The 24,602-nt window shown below is 36.8% G+C and carries 25 protein-coding genes and 1 pseudogene; 13 read left to right on the forward strand and 13 right to left on the reverse strand.

Translation table 11 applies throughout. From position 1 onward, the window contains the following. Window positions 1–270: 270 nt before the first annotated feature. Window positions 271–1,110 (forward strand): YitT family protein, encoded by an 840-nt coding sequence (locus ABC361_RS18050; RefSeq protein WP_413075235.1) that lies wholly within the window; start codon window positions 271–273, stop codon window positions 1,108–1,110. Window positions 1,111–1,229: 119 nt separating this feature from the next. Here ABC361_RS18050 and ABC361_RS18055 read toward each other — a convergent pair whose 3' ends face one another. Together ABC361_RS18055 and ABC361_RS18060 are read right to left on the reverse strand one after the other, a co-directional pair. Next, entirely contained in the window at window positions 1,230–1,682 is a 453-nt protein-coding gene (locus ABC361_RS18055) for a GNAT family N-acetyltransferase (RefSeq protein WP_413075236.1), read from the reverse strand. Between the two features lie 105 nt (window positions 1,683–1,787). Then, window positions 1,788–2,171 carry a hypothetical protein gene (locus tag ABC361_RS18060; RefSeq protein WP_413075237.1) on the reverse strand — a complete coding sequence of 128 codons (384 nt, stop codon included), beginning with the start codon at window positions 2,169–2,171 and terminating at the stop codon, window positions 1,788–1,790. 729 nt (window positions 2,172–2,900) lie between these two features. Here ABC361_RS18060 and ABC361_RS18065 point away from each other — a divergent pair. Then, window positions 2,901–3,548, forward strand: a complete 648-nt coding sequence (locus ABC361_RS18065; RefSeq protein ID WP_413075238.1) for a YdbC family protein — start codon at window positions 2,901–2,903, stop codon at window positions 3,546–3,548. A 271-nt stretch (window positions 3,549–3,819) separates the two neighbouring features. Then, window positions 3,820–4,185 (forward strand): annotated as a pseudogene (locus ABC361_RS18070) (nuclear transport factor 2 family protein). A 306-nt stretch (window positions 4,186–4,491) separates the two neighbouring features. Here ABC361_RS18070 and ABC361_RS18075 read toward each other — a convergent pair. Continuing rightward, complete coding sequence (locus ABC361_RS18075) at window positions 4,492–4,971, reverse strand: GNAT family N-acetyltransferase (RefSeq protein ID WP_413075239.1); 480 nt, start codon at window positions 4,969–4,971, stop codon at window positions 4,492–4,494. Between the two features lie 1,030 nt (window positions 4,972–6,001). Next, entirely contained in the window at window positions 6,002–7,102 is a 1,101-nt protein-coding gene (locus ABC361_RS18080) for a response regulator aspartate phosphatase (protein WP_413075240.1), read from the reverse strand. A gap of 326 nt (window positions 7,103–7,428) precedes the next feature. On the opposite strand from ABC361_RS18080, the gene ABC361_RS18085 reads away from it, so the two are divergent. Further along, window positions 7,429–7,623, forward strand: a complete 195-nt coding sequence (locus ABC361_RS18085; RefSeq protein WP_413075241.1) for a hypothetical protein — start codon at window positions 7,429–7,431, stop codon at window positions 7,621–7,623. A 7-nt stretch (window positions 7,624–7,630) separates the two neighbouring features. Here ABC361_RS18085 and ABC361_RS18090 read toward each other — a convergent pair whose 3' ends face one another. The 3 genes from ABC361_RS18090 to ABC361_RS18100 form a co-directional block, all read right to left on the reverse strand. Continuing rightward, the gene (locus tag ABC361_RS18090) at window positions 7,631–7,819 is read right to left on the reverse strand and encodes a hypothetical protein (protein WP_375079515.1); all 189 of its coding nucleotides are present in this window, start codon (window positions 7,817–7,819) and stop codon (window positions 7,631–7,633) included. Between the two features lie 59 nt (window positions 7,820–7,878). Continuing rightward, entirely contained in the window at window positions 7,879–8,703 is an 825-nt protein-coding gene (locus ABC361_RS18095; RefSeq protein ID WP_413075242.1) for a hypothetical protein, read from the reverse strand. Between the two features lie 561 nt (window positions 8,704–9,264). Beyond that, on the reverse strand, window positions 9,265–11,640 hold the full coding sequence (locus ABC361_RS18100; protein WP_413075243.1) for a family 16 glycosylhydrolase: 2,376 nt from the start codon (window positions 11,638–11,640) through the stop codon (window positions 9,265–9,267). A 215-nt stretch (window positions 11,641–11,855) separates the two neighbouring features. Between ABC361_RS18100 and ABC361_RS18105 the strand changes: the two genes are divergently transcribed. The 3 genes from ABC361_RS18105 to ABC361_RS18115 are packed head-to-tail and all read left to right on the forward strand — an operon-like array spanning window position 11,856 to window position 13,285. Beyond that, window positions 11,856–12,431 (forward strand): hypothetical protein, encoded by a 576-nt coding sequence (locus ABC361_RS18105; protein WP_375079518.1) that lies wholly within the window; start codon window positions 11,856–11,858, stop codon window positions 12,429–12,431. A gap of 18 nt (window positions 12,432–12,449) precedes the next feature. Then, window positions 12,450–12,677 (forward strand): hypothetical protein, encoded by a 228-nt coding sequence (locus tag ABC361_RS18110; RefSeq protein WP_375079519.1) that lies wholly within the window; start codon window positions 12,450–12,452, stop codon window positions 12,675–12,677. A 56-nt stretch (window positions 12,678–12,733) separates the two neighbouring features. Beyond that, complete coding sequence (locus ABC361_RS18115; RefSeq protein WP_375079520.1) at window positions 12,734–13,285, forward strand: hypothetical protein; 552 nt, start codon at window positions 12,734–12,736, stop codon at window positions 13,283–13,285. 528 nt (window positions 13,286–13,813) lie between these two features. Here the strand turns inward: ABC361_RS18115 and ABC361_RS18120 are convergent. Both ABC361_RS18120 and ABC361_RS18125 read right to left on the reverse strand, forming a co-directional pair. After that, entirely contained in the window at window positions 13,814–14,134 is a 321-nt protein-coding gene (locus tag ABC361_RS18120) for a hypothetical protein (RefSeq protein WP_413075244.1), read from the reverse strand. Between the two features lie 110 nt (window positions 14,135–14,244). Then, window positions 14,245–14,790, reverse strand: a complete 546-nt coding sequence (locus ABC361_RS18125) for a hypothetical protein (protein WP_413075245.1) — start codon at window positions 14,788–14,790, stop codon at window positions 14,245–14,247. Window positions 14,791–15,064: 274 nt separating this feature from the next. On the opposite strand from ABC361_RS18125, the gene ABC361_RS18130 reads away from it, so the two are divergent. Both ABC361_RS18130 and ABC361_RS18135 read left to right on the forward strand, forming a co-directional pair. Next, window positions 15,065–15,616 (forward strand): hypothetical protein, encoded by a 552-nt coding sequence (locus ABC361_RS18130; protein ID WP_413075246.1) that lies wholly within the window; start codon window positions 15,065–15,067, stop codon window positions 15,614–15,616. A gap of 1,766 nt (window positions 15,617–17,382) precedes the next feature. Beyond that, on the forward strand, window positions 17,383–18,285 hold the full coding sequence (locus ABC361_RS18135; protein ID WP_413075247.1) for an RpnC/YadD family protein: 903 nt from the start codon (window positions 17,383–17,385) through the stop codon (window positions 18,283–18,285). Between the two features lie 99 nt (window positions 18,286–18,384). Here the strand turns inward: ABC361_RS18135 and ABC361_RS18140 are convergent, their stop codons facing one another. Next, a complete protein-coding gene (locus ABC361_RS18140; protein ID WP_413075248.1) occupies window positions 18,385–19,281 on the reverse strand; it encodes a DMT family transporter in 897 nt (298 codons plus the stop codon). 58 nt (window positions 19,282–19,339) lie between these two features. Between ABC361_RS18140 and ABC361_RS18145 the strand changes: the two genes are divergently transcribed. After that, the gene (locus tag ABC361_RS18145) at window positions 19,340–20,806 is read left to right on the forward strand and encodes an aminotransferase-like domain-containing protein (protein ID WP_413075249.1); all 1,467 of its coding nucleotides are present in this window, start codon (window positions 19,340–19,342) and stop codon (window positions 20,804–20,806) included. Between the two features lie 106 nt (window positions 20,807–20,912). Next, window positions 20,913–21,305 carry a cytochrome b5 domain-containing protein gene (locus tag ABC361_RS18150; protein WP_413075250.1) on the forward strand — a complete coding sequence of 131 codons (393 nt, stop codon included), beginning with the start codon at window positions 20,913–20,915 and terminating at the stop codon, window positions 21,303–21,305. A 162-nt stretch (window positions 21,306–21,467) separates the two neighbouring features. On the opposite strand, the gene ABC361_RS18155 is transcribed toward ABC361_RS18150, so the two are convergent. Beyond that, window positions 21,468–21,860, reverse strand: a complete 393-nt coding sequence (locus tag ABC361_RS18155; protein ID WP_413075251.1) for a RidA family protein — start codon at window positions 21,858–21,860, stop codon at window positions 21,468–21,470. Between the two features lie 388 nt (window positions 21,861–22,248). Between ABC361_RS18155 and ABC361_RS18160 the strand changes: the two genes are divergently transcribed. Both ABC361_RS18160 and ABC361_RS18165 read left to right on the forward strand, forming a co-directional pair. Next, complete coding sequence (locus tag ABC361_RS18160) at window positions 22,249–22,704, forward strand: VOC family protein (protein WP_413075252.1); 456 nt, start codon at window positions 22,249–22,251, stop codon at window positions 22,702–22,704. Between the two features lie 32 nt (window positions 22,705–22,736). After that, complete coding sequence (locus ABC361_RS18165) at window positions 22,737–23,609, forward strand: GNAT family N-acetyltransferase (RefSeq protein ID WP_413075253.1); 873 nt, start codon at window positions 22,737–22,739, stop codon at window positions 23,607–23,609. 68 nt (window positions 23,610–23,677) lie between these two features. Here ABC361_RS18165 and ABC361_RS18170 read toward each other — a convergent pair whose 3' ends face one another. Both ABC361_RS18170 and ABC361_RS18175 read right to left on the reverse strand, forming a co-directional pair. Continuing rightward, on the reverse strand, window positions 23,678–24,142 hold the full coding sequence (locus tag ABC361_RS18170; protein ID WP_413075254.1) for an HIT family protein: 465 nt from the start codon (window positions 24,140–24,142) through the stop codon (window positions 23,678–23,680). After that, complete coding sequence (locus tag ABC361_RS18175) at window positions 24,139–24,552, reverse strand: NUDIX hydrolase (RefSeq protein WP_413075255.1); 414 nt, start codon at window positions 24,550–24,552, stop codon at window positions 24,139–24,141. Before ABC361_RS18175 ends, ABC361_RS18170 begins: the two co-directional genes overlap by 4 nt. Window positions 24,553–24,602 lie beyond the last annotated feature (50 nt).

Consider the following 24,602-nt stretch of genomic DNA (forward strand, 5'->3'; position numbering starts at 1 on the left):
TTTCAAATGTCCTAATTACAAATATATTATCATCTAAGAAAATCATTACATTTCCTTTATACTAAGACGTTGAAAACAATTAAAGAGTTAAGTGTTCATAAACTTTGTCATTATTTGTCTGAAGATCCTAGGTGACCTAACAGTATCCATAAACTGTAGGGGATTTATTTCAGAAATTAGGAAGGCACCTAAAAGATGGGTGTATTACTTTTCCTCAACGTAAATCTATGGGAAACTCAAAGAAAACGCTTTATAGGAATAGGGGTATTTATGAAAAATACAATCTTCATTGTGGTGGGCACGTTATTAACAGCTTTAAGTATTACGTTTATAGGTATGCCAAATAACATTGCGGATGGTGGACTTACGGGGATTGCATTACTTTTTTATCATGGTTTTGGGGCATCACCAGCTATCGTAAATATTGTTGGTTTTCTTTTTATTTTGTTAATCAGTTATAAGTATTTAGAGAAAATGATACTTATAAAAAGTGCTATGACCATTTTGCTTATGTCAGTGTTTATTTATTTAACAGAAGGTTTTGGAACAGCATTGTCTGAACCAGTTGTTGCTGCTGTATTTTATGGATTTATAAAGGGATTAGGATTTGCATTAATTCTTCAAGCAGGTAGTTCAATAGGTGGAGTGTCAACGATTGCGCTTGTTTTACATAAGAAATTTCGCTGGAACGTGGTAATGGTTACATTCATCCTTGATTTTCTTGTTGTCGCTTCTAGCGTGTTTGTCATTGGCACACAAAATACGCTCATCACAATTATTGCACTGGTCGTAGGAAAAGTTGTAACTGATTATGTGTTGAATGCATTTAATTCAAAAAAAGCTTTTGTCATTATGTCCCCCAAGACGTACAAAATCGCTCAAAAAGTCACATCAGAACTATCATCAACTGCTACATTTTTTAACGGGTCTGGTGTCTATGAGATGACCGATCAAAAAATCTTATACATTATTGTGAAGCAATCAAGCATATCCCATCTGAGAAGAATTATTGCTGAAATTGACAATGAAGCTTTTGTTGTCGTAAATCAAGTGAAAGATGTAACTGGTGGTACTTTTTATATTGGAGATGAAGAAAAAGTCGTTAATTAAAATAAAAATTTACCAGACAGTATGAATATACTGTATGCCATCTCTCTTTAACTAACCTGTCCCGATAGTTCATTAAGAAAAGCGATTATTGAATAATCGCTAACCTAAAACATGATTTTTTAGTTATTGCTCTCATAAATTCTTGAACTACTTCCCCAAGGATGGTATCCGTCACCTATATAAGTAAATCCATATTTTTCATAGTATCCAATGTGGTCAGTACAAAGGAAAACTTGATTAAATCCTGCTTTTTCGACATCATCTTTAGCACGTAGAAGTAGCTCTTTACCTAAAGACCTACCACGATAGCTTTTTTCAATATAGCTAGCACATATCCAAGGGTATAAATTCATACGACTAATAAAATCATTACTAATAAGACCAGCACAGCCAATAATTCCACCTGAATCCTCCATTAAATACCAAATAGGGAGGGAATTGTCCGTTGTTATACTGTGTGTAATACAGTCCTCATATACTTTCATACTGTTTTCGTTTGCCCATTTACACTGAAAATATTTAATTGCTTTATCTTTATACTCTGGATGCTCTCTAACACTAATAATTTGCACACCGAATTCCCCTTCTTTTGCTCGATTTTTCGTAAGTTAACTAACTGATTTTAATAAATCTTTTTTAATAAAAATTAGACTTCATTTTTAGTATGTATAGGGAGATTAGATTCTAGCTTTTTTTCTAAGTGCATTGATTAATATGAGGAAAATGGCTGTGAAGATTACGGGGTAAATTGCTAAGGCGTAGACAAAGCTCCCATACAGCATGAACATCTCACCAGGTCCATGAATCAGCTCTCCGAAATGACCGTATACAATCTCTTCACCGGCTTGCACCCTTTGTTCTATTTCTTCCGAATTTAATATACGTCCGTAATGATGAACGCTGACACCTAGGAAAAAAATGACAACTGGGTAAAGGCTTAACATGAATGTAGCGAACCACTTATGAATCTTCACGAGATACAATTTGTAGATATAAATAATCAATGAGATAAAAAGAACGATACTAAGCAAGGGTAAACCAAAATACAAAAATATCTCCATGCAAACACCTCTATGAATAAACATTCGATATGGATGGCGTTCTAACGAATAGAATCATCATAAGTGAATTATACTGATTTCTGTGATGCAACAACTAAACTTTTTTCCTAACGAGCGGACGATAACGAAATTTAGGTCAAAACAAAACCAAAAACGATCAGTCAACAACATTGTGAAGCCCCTGTAATCAACGCTAGGCGATCTCTTAATAATGTTTTGATTCTTAATTTTTGGGAATATTAACCATAATACATAATCACAGAGGATGTCATATAGGTTTTATTAGGAGAAAGTAAACAAGCGCCTACTTTATACTATTGTTTAAGAATTGGGGTGTAACATTGGGTAAAATGATAAGTGGTGCTATATTCATTCTTGCATCCGTAATAATTTTTGTCTCGAGATATTTAGTAACAGCCACCATCTCCAACGGACAGAATGGTGGTCATCAAAACTTTTATGAAATCATGAACCAGTATAGCTTCTCAACTACCTTTCTAACCCTTTCTATTATTCTTGCTCTTATAGGTTTGTCTTTCGTCGGATGGGGAGTTCTAAAAAAAGAAGCCTAAGACCTTTCTATTAAACCTCTGCTTAAAAGAGGTTCTTAATTCCCACACAGTTTGTGCATACTGTGTAGCTTGCTTGATTTTCATTGTGGCGCTATCGGAGCAAGTTAGTAAAATTATAAGAAGATTTCCCCTAAGATGAATGATAAGGAGGGCTAGTATGTTTATTAAACAGATTTTATGTCAAGTTAAGCATAATCAAAAAGAGTTATTTTCAAATGGACAAACCAAGTGGAATGCGTTAAAAGATGTAGAAGGTTTTATAGGGCAATTTGGAGGTTGGTGCGATACAGAAAAGGATGTGGCTTATATATTTTCTCTTTGGGATAATAAGAATAGTTATCACCGATTTATGGAAAGTGAACACGATAGCATAGCATCAAATGCAAATCAGGCAGGAACTGTCACATCAATTAAAGTAAAAGTATTCGATATTAAGACTAAAATTGAAGGTAAAATACATACATACAACTTCTTTATTAACAGTAATTATATTCGTTTTACAAATTCTAAAGTAAAAGAAGAAAGAATGTTTCATTTTGAAGAAACACAGTTAAATTTGTGGAACAATTCTATGTCTAGAGAGAGAGGCATGCTAGGAGGCTATTTCGCTAAAAATGAGTTAGATAAAGAATATCTCGTTCTAACTGGGTGGAGTAGTGAGGACTATCATAAAGAATATTCTACTAACACTTTACCTCGATTAATTTCTGAAAGTAATCTAAAATCAGATATAATCAATATAGATGGTTCTCACTTTAATGCTGAAAACTCTTGGCTAATCACATATAACGATAGAACGAAATAAGTAAGGAATATTCAATAAATAAGGGGTGTTCAAGCAAACGTATAACATATGGACGGAATGAATAATGTATGTAGTCTAGGTTATAGAGACACGAATAAGGGAATTTTCTCAAAAGCATACACAGATAGAATTATTTGTAACCTTTATAACTACGATCGGGTACTTAATATCAGGTTACCCTTTCCTTATTTAAAAACGGGACAGGTTGGCTGAAGAGCCTAGCCTTCAACGTAATATTATCTATATAGAGATGGAAAACGGTGAATCTGAAGTGGATGATAAATTTACATTAAAAGAAACATTACTTAGTCTGGAAGAAAAACTGTTAAAACCAGAAATCAGGGCATCAAAAGATGAGGTTACTCAATTGCTTTCAGAAGATTTTTTTGAGTTCGGAAGTTCTGGCAAGGTTTTGTATTAACATGAGAGCATTGATGAAGTGAGTCTTAGTATGGTAAGTATGAAATTAAGCGATTTTGAGATTCATCCATTGTCTGATCAAATCGTGTTAACCACTTACAGAATCTATAACGAAGTAAGTAAACAGCATTCCTTACGTAGTTCGGTATGGAGCTTAACTGATGGAAAGTGGAAAATGCAGTTTCATCAAGGTACTCGAACAGCTCAATCACATTAATTCTTATGTCACTAAAGGGCCTTAGGATAACAAGAACTTTTATCTATCAATTGTGACGTGAGATAATTGGTGCAATTTATTTATATGCGTTTAAAGTACACCTAAAAAAACAGAATACAATACTTAACAATATCGATTGTCACTTTAGGAGTTATTTTGCACTTGTGTTAGCTGCTATTTTTCACTATATGTAAATCGAAAAAAGTCCGATTTTCCAGCAATTAAATTGAGACATTTTGCTTTTCTTCATTTCATAAACGCGCTAAATAGCGTAATAAAAAGAGATACCCTATCCTAAATATAAAGTTATTTGGATACTAACTTTTTGATCATCTTATAATTAATCAATGTTATGCTTCTACGTCCTACGATTTGAGATTCAATGATCTTGTATCCACGACGTTCAAAAAATGGTTTAGCTGTAATACTGGCTTCTGTATTAATTTCCGAAATCCCTCGTTTTCTTGCTTCGGATTCAAGCATATTTACCAAAGCCGTAGCGATTCCTTGTCCCTGAAAGTCCTTATGCGTGTAAAGTCTGTCTAGGTGTCCATTATGACTCATGTCACTAAAACCAACAATTTTATCGTTTATTTCAGCGACATATGCGATGTTAGGATTTAAAGAATCCTTCCAATTTGTCAGGGTATCATCTATTTCATCTTTTGGTGCCCACGCGTTGAGTTGCTCTAGTGAATAATCCTGTGCGTTTACAGAATGTACTGTTTCATAAAAAAGTGAAACAACCTGATGAATATCGGCACCTTGAAATCTCCGAATTTCCATGGCCCTGTGTCCCCTTTCCAAAATCCTATCTTAAATGTCGTTGCGACTATGTCATCTACTACAAGTATGCTCACCCAACAACTTCGATTTACATACGAATAATTCTTTCTCTTCTACAACCATATGGCCATCTGACAACTGTTCCGAAGAATTAATTTGCTTCCTAGTATGGTTTTAGTACTTTAAATACAAACATACATGAAGGCAAGCACACAACTATTTGAATTCCATCCTCATAGTAGAATTCCAGGATTTGATAAATTATTTATGTAAGTGTTTGCATACACCCAAGACAGACGTACTTCAATCTTTTATTAAACAGTATGACCATACTGCATAATAAAACGATGCATCAAAAATGTCCCATGATACTCTCTTGCTATGAATAAACAAAAAGAACCATCCTCAGATGATTCTCATACAAATAGGTCTTTGATATGAATGTCGAGCCCTTCAAAAGATGGAAAAGAGCACATCATCGTTTGCATAGGTCCCTTCTTTTTGATAAACACCATTTTTTAAGATAAACACATCAATTGATTCGTACACTGGATCGACAATCCAATATATTGATTCCAGCCTTTTGATCGTGATGGAACTTGATCATCTTATCAAGTTTCAGAGTCGATTTTGAGAGGATCTCCATGGCGATATCTGGAGAGCCAATGATCTTATTTGCCTTCCTTTTATCAGGGTCACAGACAACGATCAGATCAAGTTTCACCCATTCCGTTATCTTCTCTTCATCTTCTTCATCCGTTAAACAAACATCTAATCCATAATAGGCTTTGCATGTCTTTACCTCTTAGTTAAATACTGAAAAATCCTCGTCTGTTAACAGACGAGGATTGATAAAATTTTTAATGAAAATTTAAATAAATAAAAAATTAATGTTCATGTTTGAAAGTTTCCACTAATGTAGAACTAGTAGGGCTATGTTCATGCTTAGAACTTGCGTCGTAAGAATTAGTTGTTGTAAAACCTATAGAACTTAGAACAAAGATAACCACTAAACCAGTTAAAAATTTTTTCAACTTTGATCAACTCCTAATATTGTTCTATTTCGCATTTCATTTGCACACTCCAAAAAGTATAGAGCCATCTTATAGTCATCAATCTTTTTATAATGTTTGGAGATTTCTTCGCACAATTCACGACATTCCACATAAAACTCGTTTGACTGTAGTATACTCAATCCTTTCTCTATAAATGAGTACCCTTCGTTCAAGTAAAGACCGCGACATATTAAAAGTTTCCCTTTAATGTCTCTCGCATCTATATTATGTACCTCTTTCTCTAATTGTTCAATACCTTCTGTATAGTTTCCCAACCTCATTTGTAAATTTAAGACGTGATATTTTGCTTTTATATAAATTGCTGAATTTCTAAATTCTTCAAACTCCAAGGCTTCGTTAAAATGTTGTGCTGCTTCTTCCAATCGATCCACTAAAATCCTATTTAAACCCATATTATAGGCTGTAATTGCTTGATAATAAGGATATGGTTTCGATAATAGTAATAATTCGTTATAAATTTCTTCTGCTTTCTCGTATTGCTGAAGTTCACTGTAGATACCCGCTAAGATTTGCTTACAAGATATAACATTCATGACATAACTAGAGTCTTTTTCAAAGATTTCTAATGCTTGTTCTAAATAGGAAAACGCAAATGTATATTGATCAATTCGATAATAACTAATTCCTAGTTTTTGATAGAATTCGGCTTTCTCCACCGGATCTTTCACTTTTTCAATTAATCGTTCTGCTATCTTGTATGTTCGTATTGCCGATTTATATCGTTGTTTATAAAACTCAGTCTGCCCCCATACATAATAATACATAAAGTTCAGATAATCGTTCGTTTGAACGGCAATGTTTTCGAGTATCGTTTCATCCAACGCTTTCGTCTTTTCGTCTGGTGCTTCTCTTAGAACCAATAGATCATATTGTAGCGAGACTAATTGGTAATAAGCGAGCATTTTATCGTCAGGTTCCATTTTGGCAATCATGATATCAATTTCTGGTTTTAATAGCTTTGCTTGTTTTATGTCTTTCGTAATAATACAACTATACCATTCCACAATCCTCTGACCGACATCCTCAACCGCTAAAGCTTTCATAGACACCCTCATTTCGTTATCTCTTTTTAATATCCATTATACAGGAAATTATAGGAAAATTAACACTTTTCATGTTGGGAAAATGATTTGGTGAGAACGTAGAGGATGTGTATGTTTTTGTCGAATTTCGTTGAATAACTACATCGATACTAGGTGAATAGTTAATGATAAAAGTTTAATTACTCTCTGCTATAAAGAAATAAGATTGTATCACCATGAATGTTTACAATTGCGTATAATCGCCCACACTTGTTGATGCAGCTGTCTCACTGATCATCTCAGATTATTGACTTCTAATTCTAGGAGACACTGCATAATAGTCAGATAGAGGTGAGTAGATGAAAAATCTAAATCAAAAAGGTGTTCTTGCAGAAAAAAACCGTATACATAATACACCAAAAAAAGATCGACCACCTATTGAATTGTATACAGATGTAGAGATGGAATATGCGGCTAAATTTACAAAAGCAGATAAAAAACTTCTTGATAAGATGCGCAAAGAATTTGGAGTAAAAAACAAACAAAAAAGCTAGAGCCACGTTAACGCGCTCCAGCTTTTTCGTTTGTTTTATGCGTGCGACGACCGTACATATTAATATAAGTCTGTTCATCTTCATTTATAACCGGTAATTGAAAATCCGGACGTTCTTTCCGTGGCTTGTCGGAGTTGAAAAGCTTGCGTACGTTCGCACGACCTCTTGCTTTCTGTTCAGCTGATAAATGTTTCATAGCATCGCCTCCTAATAATCACAGTATATAATACTATTAATAAGTTGTCAGCTAGTTTGCTAGACTTCGTCATTTAAAACAGAGACGGAGTAGGCATAATCATAAGCAGTCCTAGCCGAGTTGGCCAATCCTTTACAAAAGTGAATATCGTGCTGATCAAATACTTTTGTAGGTGAGGAGATAACGATATACAGTGGCGGGGATTCTTCATCAACTATTGATTTAACATAGACGAGAATTTGATTTTTGTAACCTTTTCTAAAGTCAAGATCATCATTATTTATTTCTGAAACATGACCTGATTCAGCAATCTCTTTTTTATTCTTAAGTTCTATTCTAACATCGCGACTAGCCATCATCCTTTTTCTAGTTTCAAAGATTTGATGAGAGACATCTACTTTTGCTTCGCCGTATACTTCAGAAATGGCGATAGTAAAGACTTCATTAAAATAATTTGCAATTCCACCAGAATCGTAAGCACTGTCTGTTTCTGCTTCAAATGCATCACGACTATTAAATTGAGCTAAGTATTTTATTGTCCCTGAAGAAATAGCAAGACTTTTAAACTCTTCTTTTTGCTGCTCTTCTCCTTCAAAAGAAATGCTTCCAAGGGAAAGCTTATTAATCCTCATGAGAGTAATTGGCGTTAGGATGAATAACGCCATAACGACCAACTGATAGAACGTGTGCTCAACCAAAGCCTGATTGAAAGTAGATGAAAAAATAATTTCAATAAACCCGTCACTATTTTGATAGGCATCAAATGAAGGAAAGAGTTCTGAAAGAGAGCCTGTCCCAATAATAAGTCTACTTAGGAAAGTGACAAAATTAATAGCAGATAAAGTCATTAATGTGCCGAGTGCAAAATTTTTATTAGTGGCCATCTCTAATTCTCCATACTGTATTTTCAATTACACTCATCTTTCGTCGAGCTTTCTAACCTAAAATCGATTGAGCGTGTAAAGGATAACTTTTCGCGTTTCATTGGTTAATTTGTTTCCCAAATAAACCCAATCCTCCACATCAGATTCGAGCGCTTCTAAAATAGCTTGCATGATATGAAGGTCGGAAATCGCTTTGATATTTTCAAACCTTTTACTATATGAGTGAGACATTCTCACCTTATCTGTCAGGTCTTGGACTGTTAAACCTCTTGCTTTCTCGAAACCTTCTCACCATTTTATCAACGAGTAAATTTTCCACATCGTCACCCTTTTGATAAACTAGATAAACCGTCTATTAGATAATTGTACGACAAAAAGGAAATAATATCCATAAAACACACTCAACTAAAAGGTAAATATACTCATGAAGAATGAACTAATAGTAACTAATTTACGGGATAGCCACAAATAAAGCATTAGATGCTCTTGTTTTTAAGTCTCGCTTTAAACTTTTAAAAAAGAACCGCTGCGACGCAGCGGTTTTTCATCTATCCTCTATCCTCATTTCACTTCTTCTACTTCAACTAAGCGGACATTGTCTAGTTCCATATCATATGGCACCGCTAGTTGCGCATCTCCTGCTCGTCTGCCAAATCCAAACATGAGGCTGTAATCGCCATTTTCGTCTACTTCAATAATCGCTTCATGCGTCTCCATTTCTGTTCCAATCGAATGTCGGTTCACATCTGACTGGCTGCCGACTAATTCTGTATTAAGGAAGCGCGGGGAATCTGACCGCATGTCAAATGCCAATCTATACACACCTTCTGGCACTTCTAGGTTCTGAAACAGCTGGATGTGCCACCATTCCCACCCGACTTGCTGAACCGTTGTTCGCAAGATTTCTTGTTCAATTGAGAAATCAGCTAAACCTGCCCAGCCTTCATACCAACCTTGGTTGTGGATATTCCACGTGTCCGACAATTGGTCAGGCGTACCAAGTTCTGTTGTTTCCGTAAAAGCGCCATCTCGCACTAAGTTCTCTCCTATTTCAATCCACTCACGATCGTCTGGTTCACCTGGCTGTGGATAATTGGCTCCGACTTCTTCATACACACGCACATAATCCACAAGGACTTCACCAGGAAATTCGGTTGTCGCGTCTGGCTCACCACCGTACCAGCCACCAACGGCTAAATTCAAAATTAGAAAGAATTCTTGATCAAACGGTGCTGGATACTCGCCGTTATCGGAATGCCAATCCGTTAATCTTGTATACAAATTTCCGTTTACATACCAGCGAAGTTCCCCTGGCTCCCATTCTACGCTATATACATTAAAGTCTGTTGTGGACTGCCCTTCTGGAAAACGATAGGCCCCACCTGAATATTGATTGTTCGGCCATTGACCACCGTAATGAATCGCAGCCCCCACTTCATCAGTTTCAGAACCACGGTTTTCCATAATATCAATTTCCCCTGATAGCGCCCATCCACCGTAAAGATCTTCTTCAGGCATCATCCAAAAAGCTGGCCAGTACCCTTGACCTTCTGGCAACTTCATTCGTGCTTCAAATTTTCCGTATGCCTGGCTGAATAAGCCATTCGTTTGCACTTTACCTGACGTAAAGTCATACGTCCCATGCTCATCCTTAACCGTTTCTTCCTCAGCACGAAGAACAAGATTTCCGTCTCTTAGTTCAACATTCTCTTCTTGATAGTATTGGGATTCATTGTTTCCCCATCCAGGAAAGTAGTCGCCTCCTGAATAAAACCCATTGCCCGTGTCAATATTCCATTTAGAACGGTCTAGTTCCGATCCTTCAAACTCATCATTCCAGACCATTTCCCACTCTCTGTCGGGTTCGTTATCGCCAATCCCGCCAATTCTTTGAATGGATATATTGTCAAACGTAATGGTATGTGGGCGATTTTCTGTCTCGTTTTCCCCATTTTGAACATTCCCTAATAAAAACATCAGCTGTAGCTCGCTTTCCTGAAACAAGGAAAACTCGATTCGCTTCGTATCCGTATTCGTATCGACATCAAAAGCATGTTTCGGATTGTTGGACAAGCCATTAAGCTCCACTTCAATCGGACGCGCCATTGTTGAAGACACATCAAAGCTCAATTCATAGACACTTCCACCTGCAAGAGAGATCCCCTCTTGAAACAATTGATTCGACCAGCTAATGGGGATGTTCCAATCAGGATGCATCCCGGCAATCTGATGGATCTCCATTTTCCCTGCTTCATTTTCTACGGAGAATGTGGACTGTCCACCTTCCCCATCCCACGTATCCCAATATTCTGTTCCCTCAGAAAAATCGCCGTTCCGCACAAGATTTTCACCTGTGTTCGGTGATTCAACGCGATCTTGTTCAAGCTGATACGGCAACTGCAAGTTTGAAGCAAGTTCTGGCGCATTCACTTTGATCTCTGCATCGCCATTGCCAAACCGCATCGAGACTTCAATCTGTACCCGGCCGTTTTCAAATGCTCGATACGCATCTCCCTCCACGTGAACCAATTCTTTCGTAAATTGTTCATACGACCCTTCCTCTAAAACCCCATCCGTTGCGATTAAATCCGTTTCCTCGACCCGATCCCATTGTCCATCCCCATTAAAATCATAGGAAACCCGTGCATCAATTCCAATACCGACAGCCGTTCCATTTAAAAATAAATCCGCAACCGCTGTACCGCTTCCATCATACGACCCACTTAAATTTTGGATGGCGTAGACATTCCCCTCCCCGTTTGCACGAATCGTATCTGCCTTTAACCCCGTTCCTTGAACACTCGACAATGCACGTTCGCCCTCCTCTTCTACTAAATAAAGAGTATCAAAAAGAGTCGAAGCTTGTGTGTTGCTACTCGCTGCTGTAGGAATAAACAATAAAGCCACTAAAAAAACGATTAACCACTTTCGTTTCATACCAACGCCTCCATTTAAAATGTTTTATAAAAGCGCTTACATAAATGAACTCGTTCAACGAAAGCGCTTTCGTTAACGGTATCCTAGTTCTATGAAACTTTCAATTGGGAAAATGAAACCAACACAACAAATAGCCGATAAAATTGGAACAACCCTAAGCATTCTGTTAAAATAGGGAAATTGAAAAGGAACGTTTAATAGAGGAGCATTTATATATGAGGAAACACGCGTTACCTGTCTTATTCATGCCACTGTTTTTACTCTTGAACGCATGTACAGATGCTTCAGAAGAAGACGCGGTACATATCCCTTATGAAAACGGGACTGAAGCAGTACCCACTCATGAGATACGCACAGACCAAGGCGTCACGTTTCATTTTGGTGAAAATTATGAGCTGAGCGATGAAGAACTTATTATCACGAACACCTCACTTATTACCCATAAAGAAAAAGAAGTTCAAATCGCTGTAACCAAATACAACGTACACAATATGATTGAAGAAGATATAATTGATGAAGATATGGATTATTTTGAGCAAGGGAATTTTTTTGCTGATCATGACTACCTTGAGGTTGATGTAGACACAAATGTTTTCCCGAACCTATCGAATATAGATGTTTATGAGAGAAATGATAACTTATTTACAGGATTGATCTTGTATAAAGGTTTAAATGAAGAAGAGTTTCTTTATGTTGAGACTACGATGGCACCTGATCACTTCACAGACGATTTCAAAACAGAATTACTAGCTTTTTTTAATACGATTGAAAGAAATGAAGAAAACGAATAGATAAGAGGTGTGAAACGAATGGAAGTGTTCATGTTATGGATTGCACTCATTGTAGCGATCGTATTCCTAGCTGCTATTTTTAAAAAGAATCAACTACGTCGAAAAGAAGATGAGAAAATTTTAGCAGAAGCGAATGCTTACAGGAAAAAAGTTGAACAAAATCTAGAGGAAATTAGAGCAGACCAAAAACGACTACTGGAAGAAATACAAGACTTAAAAGCAAACAAAGATCATTCGAATCGATGAATGATCTTTTTCCATAAGGCTTTCCAAAGTCAAATACAGATTGGAGGAAGGTTTCTATGAAGAAACAAGCATTAACTGTCTTACTCATACCATTAATTTTGATTTTGTCTGCATGTACAGGTGCTTCAGAAGACACCAGTAATGATGTTGTGCTCGTCCCCTACGAAGACGGAACTGAAGAAGTACCCACTCATGAGATACGCACAGACCAAGGAGTTACGTTTCAATTTGGGAAAGAGTATGATCCTGAAGTAGAAGGTCTTCGAGAAGACGCATCGATCTTTCATCATAAAGAAGAAGACATTAGTGTGCTTGTTCAGAGAGGAGAACATAGCCAAAATCAAAATCGATTTAAAGACATTAATCACCATGAATATTTTACTTCCTCCTATGATTATGTAGAAATGGACACACAGCCTTTTGAACAATTAAATCAATTTGGATTTTACAAGTTGCCTACGACGGGGCATACGTTAATTGTCATGTTTAAGGACTTAAATGAGCAAGAATTCCTTATTGTTTCAATTGATGTGTATGTGGAAAGTCTGCCCGATAATTTAAGAACCGAACTATTAGCTTATTTGAATACGATTGAGATTGAAGAATGACTGGGCCAAGTATGTGAAGTTCCGTTTTAAAGATTTCTATAAAGGGAGGTGCATGCACAATGGAGTCTAAAAAAGTTTATTTAATCAGGATAAAGATCCTTACATATGCTTCCCTTGTGAATGGAATCATTTGTTTATTACTGAAATCCTTAAAAAACTCTTATCATTTTCCCTTAGAGAACATACACAATTAAAATTAAAAATGTCATTAATAGTACGTAAAAAATCGAGGGTAGCGCAAATAAAATATAAATAACCAATAGCCAGGAACGTTCAATAAAAAACATTCCAGCAATTGTAATGAAACAGAATAAAAACATTAAAGCAACAGAAGGAACAGGAAAATTTATAACGAGTAAAACGTTGACCACTGTAGCTAAAGCACCTACACCAAAAGCGATATACGATTTTAACTTTAACTTCTTAAAGATACTAACCACGACCTTAATAAGGTTTTAATTCTCGATTTTAAGCCCTTCTTTTCATCCAAAAATAGCGCATTCTAGAGGGCTCACGCCCGTAGAGCTATTAAAACAGTGACCTTATTAAACCAACCAAGTACACGTTTACAGAAACATGTAGTGGTCCGTCTCTAAAAATCATGAAGATCATTCCGATGTAAAGTAAAAACAGAACAGTAGGAATCGTAAGGAGGATACCAATAACTAGTAAGTTGGACCACTCAATAAAGAAGATACAGGCAATTGTAACAAGACCAAGTAGCAAGTTAATAAAAATTGATTCAACAGTGCCAACTGTTGTGAATACGAAATAGTTTAATAATGTAGACAAGATTAATGTAGCGAATGCAATATAGGATCTACTACTTAAATTTAAGATCTTTATCACGCCTTTTATAATTTTTTAGAATCTGCACGATTCAAAGTTCTTATTTACAAAAGCATCTGCAATTTACGCTTCCTTCCATCATATTCGGATTAACGAGAGTCCCCTAACCGTTACTGAAAGACATCTTCAACGATAATTCCGTCATCGACTCGTTCTTCGTTCTCATCAAGAGGAGCCTCAACGATGAAGTCGACTTGCTCAATTTCATTAGCAGGAATCGTTTCTAACGGAAAATACATTCTTCGGTTAATTAATCTCTCAGTAATCAGATCCATTCTAACTGTATTGCTAACTTGACGTTCAATCTCTTCTAACGTTTCTTCCCCATTGATCTTCACTTTAACATGATTTGTATCAAAGGCCAGTTCTTCATTCGTCACCTCCGAAGTAAGATCAAAATCGACATAGATGTAAGAATCCTTAGGTGAATCAAGCCCATCAACGATAAACGATACGTGCCATTCAACATCTAACACACTCATTTCCTTTATTGAAAGCCATACGGGTCCTGTTTCAAATTCTCCTAAATCAGATGCTTCCTTCCAGACCTGCGTTGTGGCTTGTTCTGTTTCGTCTATTCGCAACGGTTCTCTCTCCGCTGACTGATTACATGCGGCAAGGGATACTAACGCAAAAAGAATTAAATAAAATCTCATTTCTGTACCTCCTCAGAAGCTCTCTTGACAGCACGTTTCTTTAACAAAAGAAACGAACTATGATAATGTGTCCACATAGATGAAAATAATTGCCAGAACGGGTTACTAACGTTTTCAAATCTACGACTCTATCTACTATACCGTTAATCATTCATCTAGACCATTATGAGGATCTATAATAAGACTAACCATCCCTTCAACTTTCTCTCGTCGTTTGAAGAATTTGCATGGTTGATTTTAATATATGTCGGATGCTTTCACAGGAGGATTTTTTATGAAGAAACACATTTTACCAGTCTTACTCATGCCATTATTTTTAATCTTAACCGCGTGTACAGATGCTTCAGAAGAAGAAGATGTGGTGCATATACCCTATGAAAACGGGACTGAAGAAGTACCAACTCACGAGATTCGCACAGACCAAGGCGTCACCTTTCATTTTGGTGAAAATTATGAGCTGAGCGATGAAGAACTTACTATTCCTGACGCCTCCCTTATTACTCATACGGAAAAAGAGGTGAATATTGTCGTAAATAGATACAACGAAGAAAATACAACTCTAGATAAGAAGGAACTTGAAACCGGGGATTATTTTGCTGAATATGATTATATTGAGGTAGATGTGGACACAAACCTTTTTCCAAACTTAACGAACCTCGGTGTCTATGAAAGAGATGATAACCTGTTTACGGGTTTAGTTCTGTATAAAGATTTAAATGACGAACAGTTTCTTTATATTGAGGCTACGATGGCACCTGATCACTTCACAGACGATTTCAAAACTGAATTACTAGCTTTTTTTAATACGATTGAAAGAAATGAATGAGTAAAGCTTTTATGAGAAAATCTTGATAGAAATATTATCTATAAAAAACGCACAAAATGTTTTTAAATGACTATGATTCTTGCTTATAAATTGAAAGAAGGTGGTACTTATACTGACAATTGATATGTTCCCTATTTTATTAACAGCAATATTCTATATAGTCATTGCTTCATGCACCATATTCTTCCTTTCAGCAGTTGTCATTTTTATAAGTAAACATTTAAAGCTCAGACGCTCTATAAAATTTTTGTGTGTATTACTTTATGCCATGGTTATTTATGTTACAGGCAAACAACTAGTGTCTTATGGAGAGAATTTAAATAGAAGAGAGATGAGAGAAAATACCCATTTATTTTCAATTGATTTAGGTTCTAATTACTTGTTTGGTGGATATGTCCTTTTAACATCACTTATCCCTATTTTCTTCATAATTATTTTTCTTATAATAAAAGTGTTTTTCAATAAATGAAAAGAAAAGCGACTATCAAGAACTTGGTTTAAGTAACGAGCCAATTCTATATATGTAAGCCGTCATTCCCTGTGCCTTAACCAAATAAAAAAATGAGAAATAAAAAATAAGGTAAACGAGACGATTTGTAAAGGAAATATCAGCGCTGCAGAATCACTAATACCATTTGGATCTGTTTGCGTGTGCGTATCGCCGGGTGAAAAAGATAGAGCTATACTTAATATAAAAAGGATAGACGGAATTATAAAAAGAAGAACTGAATATTTTTTATTAACCTTAACTAGAATGAATTTGTAAATAATAAAAATAGGTATTGATGGTAATAAAACGAACAGGAATAATAAGTACAGCAACAGAATAATAGTAACTCACACCTTTTTGTTATATTTTAACTATTGTTTGGAGGTTCTTGCGCTAATTTATTGTCGGTTGCCCTTTTTTGACGGGCACTTAATGACTAGCTCAATCCGACTAAAATTAGTAATAGGAGCCCAAATGACCACCATATGAACAGAGGCATGATAAATAAGACTAATAAAATTTTGTGTTTTCGGTTTGAATTTATAAATATACTTATTGTTAAAATTGGTGTTAACCAAAAATAAATGGTATAAATTCTATCAAAATATTGCGCTAAAATGGGAACATAATAAAAAATATAATAGATGCTAATGAATGTTGATAATACGATTAATAGTATGAGATTTGTTCTTTCACTCTTTTTTGTTTGGAACAATCTTTGAAATTGGTACATTTTATCCCTCATTTCTTTGTCTAAAAGCACCATAAATATTTTGATCATGTACGTTCTAAAACAGTGAAAGTCTCTATAATTAGTTTCGTTCTAAGACTCTCCGATCCAACATTTCCAGATTACAATTCATAAAAGTCCTAGGTCAAATATTAAGAAATATAATACTGTTCTAAAATCAATTGTTGAACCAGAACACATAACACGATCAACCACTAAAATCATGAACATCTCCTATTACAAAGGCATTAAAATAAACGACACTTGATTAAGTAGCCATCATATGTTCAATATCCGATGGTTCTTCAACATAGAATATTTGATAATACCATGGCACTCACCATTTATATATTTATAAATATAGAATTAATTGGTATACTCATTACAATCTCTTAAAGCATTCATCTACCTTCAACGTTTGCCTCTTTAGTCTGTAAGTCAATACCCTTACGCCCCCCCACCCACCTTACACATTCTAAACGGCTACCTCCAAACCCATCATACCTTTATTAATCACATCCAAATACATTTTGGAAGGAGCATTTAGTGGATAAAGACTTCAAATCCGACCGAATGATTAACGATGCCATGCAGAAATATGCGATGAGCATCTACAAGCGAGGAGACAACCCTCTTAATGGATTACACATTCAAACGGCAGGCTTTAAGACCGCTGTCCCAAATGAAGTGCCTGTCAGGTTGAACCATCGCATCGATTACGCCTTTATTGATACGGACGATGTCCTACACAATGTTGAGTTCCAATCACAATTTAATGCAAGCGATTCAGCCCGTTTCCAACTGTACAATGCTGCCCTTTACTTCACGTATCGAGACGAGGTAAACTATGTAGTAAGTTACATCGTCTATCCAAGTCACATTCGCCCAAAACCTACTCACGTCATGCAATTAACGCAAGGCTCGCTAATTTTTGAACCTACCCTCATATTTCTTCACGACTATTACGCCGAAGATGAATTAAGCGACATTCTTACAAAGAGCGAACAAGGAACCATGATAAGCAATAATGATGTATCCACATTAGTCTTTAGCTTATTAATGAACCGTAGAAGCACATTTAAAGAACTAGCACTTAAAGTCTTCAGTATAGCCCGTAACATTGAAGATAAAAATAGACAAGAAGAAGTAACGGGCTATATAAAGTCACACGTTGAAAAACATATTAGTCGGGAAGAACGGACCAAATTAGAGGAGGCGATCGAATTGACCTTTAAAGAAATGTTGCAACAGCGAGAAGACAAGGGGTTAGAACGAGGGTTAGAACAAGGATTAGAGCAAGGATTAGAGCAAGGCGAGGAAAAGAAACTTTGCGCTTTGATCACAAAAAAACTAGCAAAAGGGAAACAGATCCCGACCATCGCTAATGAACTTGAAGAAACCGAACAAACGATTAAATCCTTAATTGAAAAGCATCGCCTAGGTAGTTGAGTCTTTTTATTCGAATAAACGCTTAGACAATCCCCTTATATGAAAGAACCGCCTCCGAGGAAGCGGCTTTTTTGCATAATATTGTTAACAGAGTGGTGCCTAGGTTGAATGATTCGCTAGACTTTCGTTCACATGTATCGTTTGCTTGTTCGTCATGCCTACCCCTATCAATGTCAAAATCCCACCTACTATTGTAATGATTGTTGGAACCTCCTCCAACCATAGCCAAGCGATGAGAATAGCAAAAGCAGGTGTTAAGTAAAGGACGCTCGTAGCTTCTGACGCTCCTACTTTTGACGTGACATAAGCAATACAAAAGTAGGGAATGAGCGTGGGGAAAAGGCCTAGATAGACAACGGTCATATTGATAGCAGCAGGCGCAGTGGCGATGGCTGATCCTAATCCTGGTAGAAAAAGAAGGAGAAAGATGGTTCCAGCTAGGATCGTATAGACCGTAAATGGCAAGAACCCATATTGTTTGAGGTAATGACTTTGAAAAACAAAGTACATGCTCTCACCTAAAGCCCCAATAAGGATAATGAAGACACCCATCTCTAAAACGAAGGAATCACCTGTCCCGATCATAATGATAAACACACCTAAGAATGCAATGACAGATCCAATCCACGACAACCCCCTCATCCTCTCTTTCAGAAAGAACGTCGCCAAGATTGCAGAAAAGATTGGTGTCGTTGAAACGAGCAATGATGCCGCCCCAGCGCTTACCGTCTGTTCTCCTATGCTTAAAGCGGTATGATAAACAGAGAACCCTAAAAAACCTAATACGAATATGACTGGAACATCTTTCAAACGAGGTAGTCCAATCTTTGCAATGAAAGCAAATACAAGTAAACCAATAGAGCCGATAAGCAACCGTACTAACGATAAGTGTTCCGGTGAATAATGCTCAAGACCAACTCGTATACCTGGAAACGCAGAAGCCCACAGTAGGACTGCCAGTGCGTAAGCAATAATGATCTTCATTTTCCCTTTCAAGAGTTGTCACCCCATCCCCTCATCGATTTGAAGTTCATTGTATAATAGGGTGTGTCAGTTGAAATCAACAAATGAACGGAAGGTTAATCCAACAAATTGGAAGGACGTTACCAGCAGCATGACAAATTCACACCGCATTGTGACAGAGTTAAAAGAGAAAATTATTTCTGGAGAATGGCCCGTTTATACAAAACTTCCTACTCAAAACGAACTCGCTCAACAGTATCAAGTCAACCGCAGTACGGTCGTGAAAGCCATTGATGAATTAAAATCATACGGATATGTAACAGCTGTGCAAGGAAGTGGCGTTTATGTCTCCACCGAATTAAGAAAAGCCGATTTGAAGCAGTTTCTCATGAATTGGGATCGTTTAAGTCAATGGTCGTTCTATTCAAGCAATAAAAGTCTCGTCAAAAAGATTAACGATCATGAGAATCATTCCAACTATATTCAGTTAAGTAAAGGCGTATTAGGAAAAGAACATATTCCAGAAACCCTAATTAGAAAAGCAATGACGAACGCCTCCACGCAACCTTTCGACCATGATTATGGCGATGGAAAAGGCGATATTCGTTTTCGAAAAGCGATTTCTAAACACTTAGAGAAACGAGGTATTCATGTCGGTACTGAATCCATCATGGTTGTGTCAGGCGCGCTGAATGGCATTCAATTGATTGCTTCCTCTATTCTCCAAACCGGCTCACAGATCTATCTCGATACCCATTCTTTTCTCAACACGCTAAACTTTTTTCATTCCCTAGGGATTCGAACGTCACCGGTCTCTCAATATGGAAATATCCATAACCTGAAAGACATGAAACCAAATCAGGCTGTTTATGTCAATTCACCTTTTCAAAACCCAACGACGTTATCCTTACATGCAAACGAACAAGACGACATACTCAAATACACACATTCAAAAAACATCGCCATAATAGAAGACAACATTTATGGCGATTTAGTATACGAAGGGAACTATCCCTCCTTAAAATCAAAAGATCAAGCCGGGAATGTCATCTACCTTTCCAGCTTTTCTAAAACCCTCAGCCCTGCTTTAAGAATAGGATGGATTGTCGCCAAGCCAGAAATTATACAGAAAATGAGCGACGTCCGCATGCATACGGATTATGGGACAAGCAACATCACTCAGGCAATCTGTACAGAATTGCTTGCAAGTGGGGATTACGACGCTCATCTAAGCAGGTTACGAATACATTTAAAAGAAAAAAGAGATTACCTCGACTCTTTGCTAAAGCTTCATTTATCTAAATTTGGCTCGTGGCACATTCCAGCAGGTGGGTTCTTTATCTGGTTCACCTTTCATGAAGAATGGAACCTCTCGATAAAAAAACTCTTTCACGCATGTTTAAAGCAAAACGTGCTCTTTAATCCAGGAACCATCTATGGGAAAGACGAACAACCGTCCATTCGCTTCTCTTTCGCCTATGAAACCAAAGAAAACCTAAAGCTTGGCATCACAATCCTTGCGGAGACCCTTGATCTTTTCGTACAAGAAGGAAAATAGAAAATGTGCAATCTGACAATTATGTGAAATGCCTATCGACCATCAAACACAAATGGTAGGGTGTATTTATAAAGCATGACGATCTATTTTAAGGAGTGAGTGTACTGTGAAAAAATTGGCACTGATTTTAGGTAGCTCAGCTATGCTACTTGCTGCTTGTGGCGGAGAAGATGCAACCGATGAAGGCGACGCAACGAATCAAGAAGAGACAACAAATCAAGAAGAGGCAACAAATCAAGAAGAGGCAACTGATCAAGATCGAACATTCACAATGGAAGAACTCAGTGAGTATGATGGTCAAGATGGAAACGATGCCTATGTAGCCGTTGATGGCGTCGTTTACGATGTGACAGATGTTGGCGCTTGGGCAGATGGCGAACACGCTCCTGCTGGTGGATTAGCTGCTGGTCATGACCACACTGAAGAAATTCAGTCGTCCCCACACGGTACGAGTGTATTAGAAGACTTACCTACTGTAGGTACGCTTGAAGAAGAATAAGTAAACGTAGCGTAGGATTGGTATTCGCTACTATTAACTAAAGAAAAACCGCCTTTTAGCAGGCGGTTTTTTTATTGCTTATGAAGATTAAGAAACGGTAACCATGGTTTAGATAGACTACTCCCTCATGGAATTTTGTGAAGTTGAAAATCCCTCTTATAGTTAAACTTCAGCACACCATAATTCAATTTCTATTTTCAGTTCAGGCAAACCTAATGCTGTTACATACGCAATCGTCATAGATGGATAGTCTTTTTTAAAAAGTTCGTTCCACTTCAAATCAAAGTAACTCCAATCGATTTCTTCTGTAGCCCAGATGTTCACTTTTATGATGTTATCTTGAGACAATCCCTCAGACTCAAGCGTTTTTGTGATGTTTGTAAACGTATTTTGGACTTGATCCTTTAAACCTTTAGGAACATTTCCATTCTTATCGGTCCCTATTTGACCTGATGTGACAACCAAACTTGCTCCTGCAGGAACTCTTGTGACATGGCTGTAATCGCCTACTGGTTCAGGCATATTATTAGGGTTCTTTCTACTAATCTTTCTCATAACATTCCCTCTATTCATTATAAGTTTTCTCGCAATTTTTTACTAAACAGATAGACTTCACCAATTATTGTCTAATTAATAAAAAACAGCAGTTGAGTATCCATAGCCCATTGATAAAAACAAAAGCATGTTCTTTTTCATAGCGTGAATACTCCCTTCTTATAGAATCTAGGCAATCCGTTATTTATAGCTCTACTAACATTTACTTTACTAAATAAAGGATAGAGTAGCAATTATATTCACTAAACGATGCTCAAAATAAGAATTTTTGAATATCTCCCCTACAACAAAAGTTGTAGGGAGCGTTAGCCTTTTGACTGATCATCTTCACCAAAATTTCAGCTATAGTCTTGATAGAAACGACTATTTCTATCAGGAGTGAGACATTATGATTAAAGGATTATATGAAGCACATTTACCAGTAAGTAACCTGAAAGAATCGATCATGTTTTATCAAAAACTAGAATTAGAACTGGCTCATCAACAAGAAGGGATTGCATTTATGTGGATAGAAAAGGGGAAAAGTTGGTTAGGTCTATGGGAGACAGAAGCAGTTAACACTCCGTATCATCCCTCTATAAGACATGTCGCGTTCTATATACATCAAGAGAGGATGAACGATGCGAAAGAATGGCTTAACAAAAAAGGGATTGACGTATCCACTAATTTTGGATTTTCAGCGGATACACAACCATTAGTTTTACCGAATAATCCGCAAGCTCATGCTGCGATTTATTTTCAAGATCTCGACGGTAATAGCATTGAGTTCATTACGCCTTTGCGTTTAGATTTTGATGAAGAGTTTCATATGCAAACATTAGAAGAATGGCATCAAAAAGGGTAAAATGACTGTATTAGACATCAAGAGGTGATCTTATGAAGACGACCGGTGTAACTGGACTGACATTATCAAAACTTACTAAATCGGATGTATCAGGTTTAATAAAACTTTCTTCTTCAGTAGGTTGGGACTACGATCAAAATGAAATAAATACAGTTCTTGCTTCTGGAGAGATTTATGGTCATAAAAACGACTATGGCGAAATTGTTTCAAGTGCTGCAATCGTACCATATGAAAACAATCTTGCATCAATAGGAATGGTCATTGTTCATCAAACGTATAGAGGTTTCGGCTTAGCAAAAGAAGTCACAAAAAGGTGTATCGATTCCGTTTCCACCAATACTAAGATTATGTTGATCTCAACTGAAGAAGGTAAGCCATTGTATGAAACTTTAGGTTTCAAATCTATTAATCGTGTACATAAATATTTGAGCAATACATGCCGTCCCATAGAATTAAGCGTTAAACAAAACATCATTATTGAAGAATATCGTAATCAAGATTTTGAAGAGCTCGTTCAATTAGATTCAAATGCTTTTGGGGGTTGTAGGAGGACGTTACTTGTTAATAGAATAAAACAATCAAACCGTTGTTTGATTGCGAGAAATAGGAACCGAGAAATTATTGGATTTGGGCTATCTATTATGGGCTCAGCTCATTTACTCATAGGACCCATTGTTGCTATAAATGCTAGCATTGCTACCCAAATCATTCATGAGCTAACACAACATCATACAGGCAAACTAAGGATTGATGTACCTGGTGACATGAATGTTGAAATAGCTGATTTTTTAATGAAGATTGGATTTGAAGAGGTTAATCAACCACCGATCATGATGAGAATTGCTACTCACCTCCCTAAAAGGAATAATCAACTCTATGCAATTTCCGCTCAAATGTTTGGATAACTTGTTTAAATAGGGAACACATAAATCTTAAAAAGACTGCTAAATCATTAGCAGTCTCGTTCTGTTATTTAGAACAACCATGAGCGTATTTTCTCTGCGTAAAACGGTCGTTCATCTGGTTCAGTAGAATAGCCTTTCGTTTTATATAGATGATCGTTTTCATATCTCGGATATACATGGAGATGATAATGCCAGACATCTTGGTTCCCTGCAGGTTCATTATGCTGTCTTGTGGAAATGCCATCACAGCCGTACGTACCTTTCATCGCAAGCGCTGTTAATTGCGCAACACGGTGAATTTCACCTGCAATATCAACAGGTAGCTCATACATATTTTCATAATGCGTATTTGGGACAACAAGCACATGGCCTTTATTATTCGGCCACCATTTACTCGCAATAAACGCCGTTACGTGATCATTACGATAAACAATGTCCGTTTGCTTTGTACCTTTATTTTGTGTTTCTTTTCCGGCTACCACCCTACAAAATGGACACTTATACCCTTCCGGCTTATGGGAATATACAGTCATGACCTTCCCCCTCCTTTATTAAATAAAAGCTGAACTTTTAGTGCAACTTCTTTCGGTTTGATATCAATGAGTGAACATTCATCTAAATCAATCCAAACCGGCAAGTACGTTCCACGATTTCTACTTTTATTCGTGTACTCTTCACCTCGTCCCGTACCAAAATGACCTTTCATGATTTCAGCAAGGAAATAGTATTCCGTTCCGTTATAGTGAACTTTCGCAACACACTCCCCTATGCGAACCTCCACACCCAATTCTTCTAACGCCTCTCTTTTCGCCCCATCTTCTGGTGTTTCTCCATGTTCAATGCCGCCACCAGGAAATACATAATACACCGTTTTTTCTTTCATTCTTTTAATGAGCGCAACGCTATGATTTTCAACAATGATGACCGATGCTCTTCTTCGCAACACAATCCCTCCTAACGATCCATACTCTTTAATCCGTTTGATCTTAAAAC

Source organism: Shouchella phoenicis (assembly GCF_047238345.1).
Classification (GTDB): domain Bacteria; phylum Bacillota; class Bacilli; order Bacillales; family Bacillaceae_D; genus Shouchella.

Coding starts and splice junctions, on each gene's coding strand:
- ABC361_RS18130 (WP_413075246.1), top strand. CDS start 15,065: ATGAAGAAACACATTTTACCAGTCTTACTCATGCCATTATTTTTAATC.
- ABC361_RS18075 (WP_413075239.1), bottom strand. CDS start 4,971: ATGGAAATTCGGAGATTTCAAGGTGCCGATATTCATCAGGTTGTTTCA.
- ABC361_RS18165 (WP_413075253.1), top strand. CDS start 22,737: ATGAAGACGACCGGTGTAACTGGACTGACATTATCAAAACTTACTAAA.
- ABC361_RS18095 (WP_413075242.1), bottom strand. CDS start 8,703: ATGGCCACTAATAAAAATTTTGCACTCGGCACATTAATGACTTTATCT.
- ABC361_RS18115 (WP_375079520.1), top strand. CDS start 12,734: ATGAAGAAACAAGCATTAACTGTCTTACTCATACCATTAATTTTGATT.
- ABC361_RS18110 (WP_375079519.1), top strand. CDS start 12,450: ATGGAAGTGTTCATGTTATGGATTGCACTCATTGTAGCGATCGTATTC.
- ABC361_RS18090 (WP_375079515.1), bottom strand. CDS start 7,819: ATGAAACATTTATCAGCTGAACAGAAAGCAAGAGGTCGTGCGAACGTA.
- ABC361_RS18155 (WP_413075251.1), bottom strand. CDS start 21,860: ATGAGAAAGATTAGTAGAAAGAACCCTAATAATATGCCTGAACCAGTA.
- ABC361_RS18125 (WP_413075245.1), bottom strand. CDS start 14,790: ATGAGATTTTATTTAATTCTTTTTGCGTTAGTATCCCTTGCCGCATGT.
- ABC361_RS18065 (WP_413075238.1), top strand. CDS start 2,901: ATGTTTATTAAACAGATTTTATGTCAAGTTAAGCATAATCAAAAAGAG.
- ABC361_RS18085 (WP_413075241.1), top strand. CDS start 7,429: ATGAAAAATCTAAATCAAAAAGGTGTTCTTGCAGAAAAAAACCGTATA.
- ABC361_RS18100 (WP_413075243.1), bottom strand. CDS start 11,640: ATGAAACGAAAGTGGTTAATCGTTTTTTTAGTGGCTTTATTGTTTATT.
- ABC361_RS18105 (WP_375079518.1), top strand. CDS start 11,856: ATGAGGAAACACGCGTTACCTGTCTTATTCATGCCACTGTTTTTACTC.
- ABC361_RS18170 (WP_413075254.1), bottom strand. CDS start 24,142: ATGACTGTATATTCCCATAAGCCGGAAGGGTATAAGTGTCCATTTTGT.
- ABC361_RS18050 (WP_413075235.1), top strand. CDS start 271: ATGAAAAATACAATCTTCATTGTGGTGGGCACGTTATTAACAGCTTTA.
- ABC361_RS18060 (WP_413075237.1), bottom strand. CDS start 2,171: ATGGAGATATTTTTGTATTTTGGTTTACCCTTGCTTAGTATCGTTCTT.
- ABC361_RS18080 (WP_413075240.1), bottom strand. CDS start 7,102: ATGAGGGTGTCTATGAAAGCTTTAGCGGTTGAGGATGTCGGTCAGAGG.
- ABC361_RS18160 (WP_413075252.1), top strand. CDS start 22,249: ATGATTAAAGGATTATATGAAGCACATTTACCAGTAAGTAACCTGAAA.